The organism is Dyella sp. 2HG41-7 (assembly GCF_021390675.1).
GTDB lineage: Bacteria > Pseudomonadota > Gammaproteobacteria > Xanthomonadales > Rhodanobacteraceae > Dyella_B.
In genome coordinates this window covers 3,813,308-3,825,760 of sequence record NZ_JAJEJV010000004.1, presented here as the reverse complement: position 1 = coordinate 3,825,760, position 12,453 = coordinate 3,813,308, and the positions used below count along the sequence as shown (strand labels likewise).

The 12,453-nt window shown below is 55.2% G+C and carries 10 protein-coding genes; 7 read left to right on the top strand and 3 right to left on the bottom strand.

Annotated features, from left to right (window positions below):
• Nucleotides 1-52 precede the first annotated feature (52 nt).
• The 4 genes from L0U79_RS18805 to L0U79_RS18790 all read left to right on the top strand — a co-directional run bounded on the left by L0U79_RS18805 (nucleotide 53) and on the right by L0U79_RS18790 (nucleotide 5,559).
• Nucleotides 53-1,222 carry a DegT/DnrJ/EryC1/StrS aminotransferase family protein gene (locus tag L0U79_RS18805; RefSeq protein WP_233843747.1) on the top strand — a complete coding sequence of 390 codons (1,170 nt, stop codon included), beginning with the start codon at nucleotides 53-55 and terminating at the stop codon, nucleotides 1,220-1,222.
• 480 nt (nucleotides 1,223-1,702) lie between these two features.
• A complete protein-coding gene (locus L0U79_RS18800; RefSeq protein ID WP_233843746.1) occupies nucleotides 1,703-2,488 on the top strand; it encodes a glycosyltransferase family 2 protein in 786 nt (261 codons plus the stop codon).
• A gap of 66 nt (nucleotides 2,489-2,554) precedes the next feature.
• Nucleotides 2,555-3,211: a VTT domain-containing protein gene (locus tag L0U79_RS18795; RefSeq protein WP_233843745.1), complete on the top strand. Its 657-nt coding sequence runs from the start codon at nucleotides 2,555-2,557 to the stop codon at nucleotides 3,209-3,211.
• 263 nt (nucleotides 3,212-3,474) lie between these two features.
• Nucleotides 3,475-5,559, top strand: a complete 2,085-nt coding sequence (locus tag L0U79_RS18790; protein ID WP_233843744.1) for a hypothetical protein — start codon at nucleotides 3,475-3,477, stop codon at nucleotides 5,557-5,559.
• Between the two features lie 37 nt (nucleotides 5,560-5,596).
• Here the strand turns inward: L0U79_RS18790 and L0U79_RS18785 are convergent, their stop codons facing one another.
• Together L0U79_RS18785 and L0U79_RS18780 are read right to left on the bottom strand one after the other, a co-directional pair.
• Nucleotides 5,597-5,953: an EamA family transporter gene (locus tag L0U79_RS18785; protein ID WP_233843743.1), complete on the bottom strand. Its 357-nt coding sequence runs from the start codon at nucleotides 5,951-5,953 to the stop codon at nucleotides 5,597-5,599.
• Between the two features lie 55 nt (nucleotides 5,954-6,008).
• Entirely contained in the window at nucleotides 6,009-7,352 is a 1,344-nt protein-coding gene (locus L0U79_RS18780) for an alkaline phosphatase family protein (RefSeq protein WP_233843742.1), read from the bottom strand.
• A 320-nt stretch (nucleotides 7,353-7,672) separates the two neighbouring features.
• On the opposite strand from L0U79_RS18780, the gene L0U79_RS18775 reads away from it, so the two are divergent.
• The 3 genes from L0U79_RS18775 to L0U79_RS18765 all read left to right on the top strand — a co-directional run bounded on the left by L0U79_RS18775 (nucleotide 7,673) and on the right by L0U79_RS18765 (nucleotide 11,404).
• Nucleotides 7,673-9,844, top strand: a complete 2,172-nt coding sequence (locus tag L0U79_RS18775; protein ID WP_233843741.1) for a hypothetical protein — start codon at nucleotides 7,673-7,675, stop codon at nucleotides 9,842-9,844.
• A 112-nt stretch (nucleotides 9,845-9,956) separates the two neighbouring features.
• Entirely contained in the window at nucleotides 9,957-10,967 is a 1,011-nt protein-coding gene (locus tag L0U79_RS18770; RefSeq protein WP_233843951.1) for a glycosyltransferase, read from the top strand.
• Nucleotides 10,968-11,029: 62 nt separating this feature from the next.
• Nucleotides 11,030-11,404 carry a hypothetical protein gene (locus tag L0U79_RS18765; RefSeq protein WP_233843740.1) on the top strand — a complete coding sequence of 125 codons (375 nt, stop codon included), beginning with the start codon at nucleotides 11,030-11,032 and terminating at the stop codon, nucleotides 11,402-11,404.
• Between the two features lie 81 nt (nucleotides 11,405-11,485).
• Here the strand turns inward: L0U79_RS18765 and L0U79_RS18760 are convergent, their stop codons facing one another.
• Nucleotides 11,486-12,430, bottom strand: coding sequence for an FAD-binding protein (locus L0U79_RS18760; RefSeq protein ID WP_233843739.1), 945 nt, complete (start codon nucleotides 12,428-12,430; stop codon nucleotides 11,486-11,488).
• Nucleotides 12,431-12,453 lie beyond the last annotated feature (23 nt).

The following is a 12,453-nucleotide window of genomic DNA, read 5'->3' as shown; positions in this document are numbered from 1 at the left end:
TGATCGGTGCGCACACGGAAATAATCCGCTTTCCTTTCCATTTGGAGTGACTATGGAGCCGTCTTCGTTGCCTTTTCTGGTATTCGGGGCGCCTCAAATAGAAGAGGCTGAGATCGACGAAGTCGTTGCTTGCCTCCGCTCCGGATGGCTGGGCACCGGGCCGCGGGTCGCGCAATTCGAGCGGGATTTCGCGGCCTTTCGTGCGGTGTCTCCGATGCAAGTCGCAGCCGTCAACTCCTGCACGGCGGCGCTGCACGTCAGCATGCTTGCTGCCGGCATCGAGGCGGGTGCGGAGGTGATCACCACGCCATTGACGTTTTGCGCCACCGTCAACGCCATCTTGCACGCGGGGTTGCAACCGGTATTGGCCGATGTCGATCCGCAAACACAAAATATCGATCCGGCTGCCATCGAGGCTGCTATCACGCCACGTACGCGCGCCATTCTGCCCGTGCACTTTGCCGGGCGTCCGTGCGATATGGGTGCAATCATGGCGATTGCGAGCAAGCACAATCTGGTGGTTATCGAAGATTGCGCACACTCCGTAGAGGCCACGTACCGCGGTCAGCCGGTCGGCACGTTCGGTGATTTCGGTTGCTACAGCTTTTACGTCACCAAAAATGTCGTGACCGGCGAAGGCGGCATGATTGTCGGCCGCAGCGAAGACCAAGTGGCGCGCGCGCGCATTCTGGCCTTGCACGGCATGAGCAAGGATGCCTGGCATCGATTTGGCGATAGCGGCTACAAGCACTACCAAGTGGTGGAATGCGGTTTCAAGTACAACATGATGGATATTCAGGCCGCGCTTGGCCTGCATCAGTTGGCGCGGGTGGAACGCAATTGGCGCCGGCGCGATACGATCTGGAAACAGTATGACGAAGCCTTTGCCGCGTTGCCGATCACGCTGCCTATGCCTTCGTCGGCCGAAATCCGTCATGGCCGACACCTGTACACCGTGATGATCGAGCCAGAACGCTGCGGTATCACGCGGGATGGTTTCTTGGAAACGATGACGGCCGCCGGCATTGGCACGGGAGTTCATTACATGTCCATTCCCGAGCATCCCTATTATCAGCAACGCTTCGGCTGGAGTCCTGAGCAATGGCCGAATGCTATGAAACTTGGACGTGCGACGGTGAGTCTCCCGTTGTCGCCAGGCATGTCCGATCAGGACGTCGCGCGGCTCATCGATACGGTGAGAGCAACGCTTTCTTTTGCGTAAAGCATGGGTGACGACAAAGTAGACATTGCCTCACATCAGCGATTGGCGCGCTTCGGGCATAAAGCCTTCCGAGCGGCGCAAAATGATGATTGCGCGGTTGGCGCCGATGTCGGACGTTTCTCCGCCTGCACGCCAGCCTCGCGATGCCGAAACACAATCGACTCCGTTATTGACGATTGGCTGTCGTCCGAGCCGTTCGTGCTTTCAATACGGTCTGCGCGATGATCGTGAATGGGCGAAAAAGGAGATATTGAGGATTTTGCGGTTTGATTGAGGCTTTCGGCTTGAACGGGTCGTTGAAGTCAATCACCTTTATTGTGGAAATATAGAAGTTAGGGCGTGTTTTGAATGAGTTACGATGGTAGGTCAGGTGTGTTGGAAACGGTAATGCGAGGGATGGCATGGTGTTACCGTTTCTAGACGGAATAATCGGAGAGATGGTATAGATGGACGCTTTAGTCAAATATTGCGGATGGAATCATGCTGGCCGGTAAGCGAGTAGCTGTGGTAATGCCTGCATACAATGCGGCAAAGACGCTGTCTCAAACGGTGGCAGAAATTCCGCGTGAAATCGTCGACGACATTATCCTGACCGACGATGCAAGCCGGGACGATACGGTCGAGGTCGCAAAATCTCTCGGGCTGCACACGTTGCGGCACGAAGCCAATCGCGGGTACGGCGGTAATCAGAAGACGTGCTACGCGGCAGCGCTGGAACGCGGCGCCGACATCGTGATCATGCTCCACCCCGACTACCAGTATTCTCCGCGTCTGGTGGCCGCCATGGCCTCCATGATCGCTTCTGGACATTATGAAGTGGTGCTGGCGTCCCGAATTCTCGGCAAGGGAGCACTGGCCGGCGGAATGCCGATGTACAAATACATCGCCAACCGAATGCTTACGTTTGTCGAAAATGTTTTGCTGGGGCAGAAATTGAGCGAATACCACACCGGGTATCGCGCATGGAGCAAAACGGTTCTGGAAAGGCTACCGTTGCTATCGTGCTCGGACGATTTTGTATTCGACAATCAGATGATCGCGCAGGCTGTCCATTTCGGTTTTCCGATTGGTGAAATCTCCTGTCCGACCAAGTATTTCGATGAGGCTTCATCGATCAATTTTCGCCGCAGCGTTACGTATGGTTTTGGCGTGCTTGGGACCGCCCTGCAGTATCGGCTAAACAAGATGAAGCTTGCCAAGTCGGATCTCTTTGCGGACCTTGATGGAAGGCGCGTCGTTTCCCGCGTTGCGCCTCCTGCGAACTGATCGGATGGTGCGCGTCTAATGGGTCGGAACTTCAAGCTCGTATGCCTTGCTGTCGTCGCATGCATCATGGCCGTGCTGCTGCTAACAGGCGTATTGTCCGGTCGGTCCGCGTTTGGCGCGAGCGGGGCGCTGCAACTCCAGCGTTTCCTGGATTCGATTTCCAGGGCAGGGATGAGCGGTTTCCTTGTAGTGCTCGTGGTTTTGGTGCTGATCGCATTCACCGGATTTCTGCCAGCTTCGCTGATCGGTGTGGTGAGCGGATCGCTCTACGGTCTTTTCGACGGCTTTCTCGTTTCCGCGCTCGCAACTCTGGCGGGAGCTTGGGTTTCGTTTTTGGTCAGTCGAGGCCTCTTTCGAGAATCGTTCGAGCGCATGTTTATTCGGCGAGCGCGACTGCGGCGGTTTGGCGACGAGATCGTTAAAGGGGGGTGGCGATTCGTATGCCTGCTGCGCATGTCGCCTATTATGCCTTTCGCACTCACCAGCTATGCCTTGGGGTTATCGGGTATCAGCGCACGCAATTATTTGCTGGGCACCGTTGCGTCGCTTCCAGCACTGTTTGGCTATGTTTGCATGGGTTCGTTCGCGCGACACAGCATCAATGCCAAATCTATCAACGTTGGCTACTTGCAGTGGGTCATTTTGGGGCTGGGCGTCGCGGCTACAATTTTCCTGACTTTGTATGTGAAGCGCGTCTACTCGCGAGCAAACGCAGTGAGCTGATAGATACATGGCGAGGTTGGTGCCGTCAGTCTCGCCGCGCCTCACGTCAAGTTACGGATGCGACGTGATGGTTGTGCGTCGATCTCGCTTCATCCCGCGTGTGTGCAACAGATTACGTCTGTCCAGATCGCGTTTCGATCTTGCTCTTGCCCTTCCGTTGATATGGCCGTAGTGCGAGTGGCGGAATTCGTGAAATGCTTGGAAGATTAGGCAATGGCGCGCACGAAGGCATGCGGCGTTTCATCTCTTGGGAGTGGTTGGTTATGAAGTTGATGGGTATGCCCGAAAGGAAAGCGCACGTCGATTGGACCGGCTTCGCCGCGTGGACGATTTTCTTTGTCATCTTCCTCAACGTACTGATCTTCACCATCCATTGTGTCAATCCCGTCCTAATGTCGGACGACTGGTACTTTCTGGATGTATTCGTCCGCAAAGGCATCGTAGGCAATCTGCACTTCGCGGATTTTTTCGTAAAACGCATGGGCATTGATCACTCGGAGCCATTCATCAAAATGGTTCTTTTGTGGTGCCTTCGCGAATTCGACCTGGATATTTCGGTTGAGGCGTTGGTAGGGGTGTTTGTTGCGCTAGGCTGCGTCTTGCTTTTCCGCGCCATGATTATGAACGGCGTGAAAAATGAAGCGGGATGGACCCGTCATATGGCATGGATTTCTATCGCCGCCATCATTTTCTCGTTGAACGGCATTGAGATCTGGGCCTGGCCGCTTAATTCGGCGCAGTATTCCAGTTTTCTGCCGCTTCCCGTGTTTATGTGGACGGTTTGGCGATCCTATTGCAGAAGGGAATATTTGCTGCTCGCCGTCGTGACCTTGCTGATGGCATTCATAAGCGACGACAACGCCGTCATCGGCATTTTGGCCACGCTGATGACTTTGGCTTTTTATGCGCTGTCTCGCGGCGTCGCCGAAAAGGGCGTTCTCCTGCGCATCGTTGTGGTGGTTTTGGTTTGTGCATCCGTAGTCAGAATCGGCTATTCCTATGCTCCGCAAGTTTATGGCGCGCCGGATGCGCCGCTGGCCGACAAGCTGCATGCCTTGTTCAATCAAGTAAGAAAAGGCGAGTGGCCTGGATGGTTTGTCACGCCTCTGACCTGGGCCGTGGCGTCGCGACTGTTTACGCCGGGCGGCCAAGGTCATCTGGTAGAGATTGTCGAATTTGGCATTCTCGTCGCAGTGATTTTCATCCATGGCTGGTTCTGGTTTAGAGCCGTTCGCTACGAATGGAATCTTTTGGTGTTTGTTTCCATTGCTCTAATGCTAGTCACATACGGTTGGATCGCGGGAATACTTCTGTATCGCGTTCCTGCACTGGGAGCGGATTATTTCAGACAGGATAGATATATACGTCTGTATCAGTTTGAGCTGGTGGCGTTTGTCTTGATGTGGATCGGCTCGGTTTCGAGCAGCTCGCCCGGTCCAGCCAAAGAGAGGCTTGTTCGATGGGGAAAAACCGCCTGCCTGGGCTTTTTAGTGCTGCAAATACCCATGTCCGTCAGTGCGTGGATGATTGTTCCCGGTAGGCAGCACTACGATCAGGATTTGGCACGGCAGATTTATCGGCTTGCGGCGAATCCCAGCGATTCACAGGTGCTCAGCCATTGCAATCCGCAGCTACCCATTTGTGGATGGGGGCTCGAAAAAAGGCAAGATTTACTGCGCTTGCTTCAAGAAAATCACCTGAATATTTTTTCGCCGAAGGTTGTGCTCGCACATCCTTATTTGCTGAATGCGACATCTTCAATGGGTCCAGCCGATCGGGCGCAATTGCTTTCGGCGCTCCAGGCCACCGATGCCGGCAAATCTGCCGGAAAAGCACGCGGCTCCATGTGGTCGTTTTTTGGCGTCGGTCGCGACATGTGGCCAAGGAGTGGGATAGGTGTCAATGATGTTCGTCGCAGCCACGTGCCTTTGATGCTCACCGGGTGCTGGGCACCCAATGGGCGGGGGCATCAATCAGAGAGCTGGTGCGGACCGGAGGTCTCACTGGTTTTGCGCAAGCCCGCGGAAACGTCCGGCCTGGTTATCGAAGGATTGCTCCCTTGGGATCTCTATGCCAAGGATGGACGAACTTCGCCCGTGACGCTCTTGGTCACAGTCAATGATGTGCCAGTAGCGAAAAAAACGATCGGCGCCGAAGAAGGCTTTGCCATCAATGTGCCGGAGCAGGAACTGCCCGCACTCACATTTCCCTCGGAGCCGATGTACGTCAGGATTTCCGCAGACGGCTCGTTTGTACGGAGTCGCGTTCTCCGAGTGCAGGATCCACGCGAGCTTTCGATGAAGCTTTCTAACGTGTCCTTTTTGACTTCAGCCGAAGATGCTCAATAACTGTTGCGCTGCGCTTGTCGGTTTCGTGTCGTAGTCGTCAGGCGGAAACGACGACCACGCCGATGACGATAAGCAAGCCGCCCGCGAGATTGCGCCAGCCGATGGGTTCATGCAGCAGAAAATGCCCGAGCAGTGGAACGACAATGAAGGCCAACGCCATAAATGGGTACGCAACGCTGAGCGAAATCGTACGCAAGACCCAAATCCACAACAGGGTCGATACGCCGAGCAGTAGAACGCCCGCGATCAGATAGATATTGATGCAATAGCCGGCCAACCAGATGCCGATGGCATCGGGATTTTTCAAGTTCAAGGCCGCCATTTTCAACAGCATTTGCCCAAGGGAAATGCCGCACACCGACAGCAATACCTGCACCAAGCGGGTGAAATCCATGACTGCTTCCAGATGATCCGAGACAGGCTCGTCAGAACAAGCCGAACGTTTGAAATTAGACCGCGTCGGTCAATGCCTCGACATGATCGCGGACCGATGCCTGAGCAACCGAAAAATAGTTCAGAATTCTCTCGGCCATCTCGTGATTGTAGAGTTGATCTGGTAGTTCCATGCCTTCGTAGTAGACGTTGCCCGTGCGAATATGTGCGCCAGTGCGGGCCACGATGGCCTCGAAATGTTCGAAATACTTGATCTCGATATCGTTGACGGAGATGAGCTTCTCGCCGTCAAGTTCATCCCAGAAATCGACCAAGTAAAAAAGCTTGTTTGGATCCTGACTGCTTTTTTCTACGTGGAAAAGCGGCTTGCCGCATAACGTCGCTGCTTCGAGTGCACGAGCGGCTGCATCACGCTCCGCTTCGGAGTGGAAAAACACGTGAGCGTCGTTCGTCATCAACTGCTCTACGCTGCGAAACTGGATACCGACTGCGGAAAGGAAGTGCTGCGGATTGATCTGTCGATAGCAAACGCAGGGTTTTTCGCCAACGATATTCCGTTGCGTCAGTGCGTTCATGACGATGATAGCTTCGTCTTTCTCTCGGGCTGCAAAGATCATCCCGAGCACGCGATCGATGGCTCGAAGGCCGAAAATCGAGTCCTTCGACAATTTGTCCTTGTCCCATCGATGGTGTTGCAAATGGGCGATGCTATTGAGAAAGACCAAAGAGAATTGCGGCGTGTAGCGCTTTTTATATTTTACGAAGAACTCAGCGGAAAACAGGTCGAACAGCGAAAACAAGAGCGCATTGTTTATGCCATTGCGAAGTACTCCGCCAAGCACGAATGGAATCTGCTTGAAGAGTTTCAGCACGGCGCCGGAGCCGAGAATGAATTTGACCAGACGACCTGTGCAGGCGAGGAATTGCTGCTTGGATACGTCGAGGTAATTTTTCGAGTAGTAGCGGGGCAGCGAGAGCAAGTCGTTCAGCTCGTCGGGATAGGCCACTTCCGAAAACGTCCACGGATCCGGCAGGAAAAAATCGCAGTGCCTCGCACCCTCGCGTGTGGCGTTCATGGCGCCCCAGATACCGGAGCTGATACCCGCATCGCTCAGAGTCTCCCAGACCTGGCTTACCGACAGCGCCGAGGGCGTATCGCCAAGGTGAATAATCCCATGCACCGATGAGGGTACGCCGGTGTGAACGGAAACCCATTGCACCCACGGATCGAGCCCTCTGTGCTCCACCATGTCATCGGTCGTTGTTGTTGCCGATCGCATCGACAGTAGGCGGTCGATGTTCTTTAGCTGCAGCTCCTTCGCACCTCTGGTGAGCAAGTCCACCGAAAACTCGTTAAGCCCGATCAATGTCAGGCGCTTGGAGGGCAACTGGGTATTCATCTGCATACTCTCTATTCAATCGGCCCCATCGCCCATGCGCTGGGCTAATTCAGGGAATCGGAGAGGTCAGCGCTGACCGCTCCCGCTGGAGCACGTTGGCCATATCGAATGCCAGAAACGCGAAAACAAGCTGTAATTCATAATGATGGAAAGGGTGGTCTGAAATTGCAAGTCCGGAGGGGCGAATTCAGCGACGGCGGACTTAGATTCAGTAGCCAGCAGGCCTGGAAATACTCGGGCGCGTAGCGCTTTAGCGTATCATTGCGGCCATTAATCAAGGGTCCAGTGATGGGTGTGGTCGTCGCCTGATAGGGGATGGTGTGAGCCTGTCGATGGCGGGACAGCGGCATGGACAGGCTGGTCACGATAAGGAAGGGGTAATGGTTCCTATTGCAAGTACGCGTCGGTGGATGCCATGGACGGAAAAAGGGGTAGCGATCGCCGGCTTTTTTCTGTTGGTGATTGGACTATGTACCACTGATGTCTTTGCACAGCTTGAATCGCAGACCGTTTGGCATGACCTGATCATTGCAGGTTCCATGTTCGCCATAGGCTGCCTGCTCCGGTTGATCTGCCGAACCTCCGTAGCCACAGGCATCGCCCTTGCGATTGTCCTTTTACTGGCGCGAACCTTGGGTCTCACTGCTGTTGTCGCGGCCCTTCTGTTGCTCTGCGCTTCGCTGGTCGTCGGCGAGAAAATACAAGCGCGAACCGGATCGCAGGGATACGTTGTTTCCATGTTGTGCGGCGTGGCTGTCATGACCGGTGTTACGGGATGGTTGCTCCCGTTTAGCGTCCACGGATTTCTGACATATCTCGTCGTGTTGGGCGCCATTTGCTATGTCGGAAGACGTCGCATATTCGACGCGTTTCGCCGCGGCCGGCGCCATTGGAACTTGGCGATATGCGCGGCTCCGGCGCAGGCGGCATTCGCCATGTTCATTATTGCCGTCGCCGCGACTGCGCTGGTGTTGCCGACGATTCAATACGATGACATTGCCTACCACATGCTTCTTCCGACCCAGCTGCTTTCGTTGGGTCGGTACAAGATGGATGTAGCCTCGCAAGGGTGGGCGCTTGCTCCTTGGGCCAGCGATATTTTCCAAGGTTACGTGGCTGTATTGGCCGGACGGGTTGAGCGTGGTTCGGCAGATGCCTGTTGGTTCTTGATGACGCTTCTCGGCCTATGGCAGCTGGGACGGATTATTGGCTTGCGTGCGGGCCTGAGATGGCTCGCGTTGGCCGCTTATGCGTCGATTCCGTTGGTCGTCTATTTGAACGCATCGATGCAGGCCGAAAACGCCATTGCGGCGGCTACCGTCGCGCTCGTGGTGATCGCCGCGAAAGGCCTTCGTTACAACAAGGATGGCGTTATTTTGCCGCTTGTCATCGTCAGCGGTCTTGTCGTCGCATTGAAGGCGACGCAAGCGTTGCTTGTACTGCCGTTCGCGCTGGTGTTGCTGGTTAAATATAAACCGGCGCGTTTCACAAGGCTTGTTATTCCCAGGCTTCCCCTGGGCTTCGCGGTATGCGGGTCAAGTTATTTTTATGCCTGGTTTGTCACCGGCAATCCGGTGTACCCGATATTCAACGGTATTTTCAAATCGCCATTCGGGCCTGCGGTCAATTTCCAAGATCGGCGTTGGAACCAGGGGCTTCATTGGGACTCGCTTTGGCAGATCACCTTTCATACCGACAAGTTTCAGGAAGTGTATCCAGGTGCGCTTGGATTCACATTGCTGGCGTTAAGCGGGTGCGTACTTATTTCTGTTTTTCGGCCGCGGCTTCGTTGGATAAGCCTTTCTCTGCTCTTTTGCATGGTCGGAATGTTTTTGGGGACACAATACGTTCGATACATTTTGCCAGCCATGGCGCCGTTGTTTCCGGTCGCGCTGATGGTTTGGCAAGGGCTGAACTTTCAAAAAATCGGAGCGTTCGCTCTCGTCGCCTTGGCTCTTCTCAACACGATATTCACCCCTTCGTGCAATTACCTTTTTAACGGCGATATCGCTTGGCAAGTGCTGGGAGGGATAAACGAGGCGCAAGGTGACGTTCGCGAGGGGATCGAAAAACGGATAGCTCCCGAGCTTCTGGTGCAGCGTTATCTGCAATCGCGTTACGGTCAAAATTACTTTGTGTATTTGGCGGATCCCGGGCGTCCATTTCTTGGTCCGTTTGAAGGGCGCGCCGTTACCTTGACTTGGTACGATTCATCGTTTGCGAATGCGGCAGCGAACGCCGACGCGGATGCCTCCGGCGCCAGCTGGGTCGAACTGTTCGCGAGGACCGGCATCGATCACGTCATAACCCAAGACGCCACCAGCGAGCCGCTTCGCCATGCTTTGTTGCAATTGCACGCCAGCAAGGAGTACGAGGTCGGTCAGATGGTGCTTTGGCGCCTTTGTGCTGGGCAGTGCAATGCGGATTTCTTTCCTCTTCTTGAGGCACGCGACATTGGGGGGAAGATGAAGAGACAGCTGATTTATCGGTAATTGGCCATGCGGTTTCGGAGCGATTGGGTAAGGTTCCTTCTGCCCGTTGAATTTCCCAGTGTCCAAATATTGAATCTACAAGCGATTGGATGTGCTATGAGCGACGTTGCCGGTGAATTGGGGCAAATGCATGAATAATTCAGTGGATGGAGCGGAACCGAAAATTGCGGTCGTCATTCCGTGCTACCGCGTAGGTAAGCTGGTGCTCGATTTGATACCGCGCATTGGCTCCGAAGTCGGCTGGATTTTTATTGTGGACGATGCCTGCCCGGTCAATACGGGCGACTTGGTACTTGCCGAGTGTAAGGATTCGCGCGTTCACGTCATCAAGCATGCGCAGAACCAGGGCGTTGGCGGTGCCACCATCACGGGGTATAAGGCGGCGGCGCAGACCGCCGCGATCGCGGTGGTAAAGCTCGATGGAGATGGTCAAATGGATCCCGCATTGATCGGAAGGCTATCGCGCCCGATCGTCGCCGGGCGATCCGACTATGTGAAAGGCAATCGTTTTCATCGCATTCGCGACGTATCTTCGATGCCATGGGTACGCCTGTTCGGTAATGCTGGATTGTCGTTCCTTACCAAGCTATCCAGTGGCTATTGGCAACTCTTCGATCCTACCAACGGATTTACCGCGATCCATCGCGATGTCCTGCAGGAGCTCGAACTCGACAACATCGCAAAGCGATATTTCTTCGAGTCCGACATGCTCTACAACCTCAATCAGGTGCGTGCCGTGGTAACGGAAATGCCCATGTGGGCCGTTTATGGCGACGAGCCTTCCAGCTTGAATCCGGCCAAGGTAATGCTGCCGTTTTTGAAGGGAAATCTTAGAAATTTTGGCCGGCGCCTGGTGTATAGCTACTTCATTAGAAATTTTTCGCTGGCTTCCCTTGAGTTGCTCTTCTCCATTCCTCTGATCCTGTTTTCGATTTTCTACGGAGGCTGGCATTGGGTGGAGGGGCGTATTAGCGGTCTTCCCACTGTGCCGGGCATTGTTATGACAGCGGCATTGCCATTGATCATCGGCGTGCAATTGTTCTTGTCGTGGCTCAACTACGATGTCGCCAATCAACCGACGCAGCCGATCCATCCCTTTATCAACGAAGGTGATGACGTATGAGAGCGGCGGCGCTGACATCGTTTGTGATGGTTGTAGCCATCGTCTGTGGAGGCTGCTCGCGGATGTCGCAAAGCACCAGCGAATTGTATGTACCGGGTAACGGTTTGCTGGATGGTCGCGGCGACGGTTACGCATTGAAGGATGCGAGCCTGACGGCTACCCCAGTCGGCATCGATATGTGCGAGAACCCGGGTGGTCGAAGCGCCATCGCGATGAATTGGGATGTGTCGGGGCGTGGTGTTCAGAGCGTCGACATCTGGGTTGATGATGGGCATGGGCGCCCGAAAAAGTGGATGTCGGGATCGTCGAAAGGTTCGGCCACCACGGGCAATTGGGTTGGCGACCACACGACATTTCGTATGACTGACGCGTCGACGGGAAGGACCCTCGCCATGCGGCGTGTCTACGTGGTCAAGTGTTTGGCGAAAAACGCCTGAACCTTGTTCGAAAGAATGGCTGGAAAACGACAAAGGGGCCATTTGGCCCCTTTGTCGTTTCAGTTCGTGCGTGAGTTTGGTTTAGCCTAGGGCCTGCTCAAGCTCCGGGATGATCTTGAACAGATCACCCACCAAACCGATATCCGCCACCTCGAAAATAGGCGCTTCGCCATCTTTGTTGATAGCAACGATGGTGCCGGCATCTTTGATACCCGTCAGATGCTGGATGGCGCCAGAAATACCGATGGCCATATACAGTTCCGGCGCGATGATCTTGCCGGTCTGGCCTACTTGCAGTTCGTTGGGAACATAACCCGCATCGACGGCGGCACGCGATGCGCCCACGGCTGCGCCGATCTTGTCGGCGAATTTGTAGATGATCTCGAAGTTTTCTTTCGAGCCGACGCCGCGACCGCCGGAAACCACCTTGTTGGCGCTTTGCAGATCGGGGCGATCGCTCTTACCTTGCTTCAGTTCCACGAAGCGTGTGTGGGTCGGTAGTGCGACGTCCAGGCTCAGCGGTTCCACGGGAGCAGCGTTCGCGCCGCTGGCGGCGGCGGGCCAGGATGCGGTGCGGATGGTGGCGACGATCGCATGCGCAGCGTCGGCTTCCACGGTGATGATGGCGTTGCCAGCGTAGATGGGGCGCTTGAACGTGTGGCTGTCTTCCACGCTCATTACGTCGCTGACTTGAGCCACGCCGAGCAGGGCGGCGACGCGCGGAGCGACATCTTTTCCGAACGTGGTGGAAGGCACGAATACGTGGCTATAGCCGCTTGCCGCCTTCGCAATTTGCGGAGCGAGCACGGCGGCGAGCGGATGCGCATTTTCAGCGCGCGCGACCGTGAGTACGCGGCTTACGCCATCGATCTTCGCGGCTTCGGCGGCAATGGCATCCGCCTTGTCGCTAAGCACGAGTACGTCGATGGCGTCGGGTTTGACAGCCGCTGCTGCGCTCACAGCGCGCGCGGTGGAGGGGTTCAGTTTGCCGTCCAGATGTTCGGCGATAACCAGGATCTTGCTCATGGGTGTCTCCTTGGTCCGGTCGG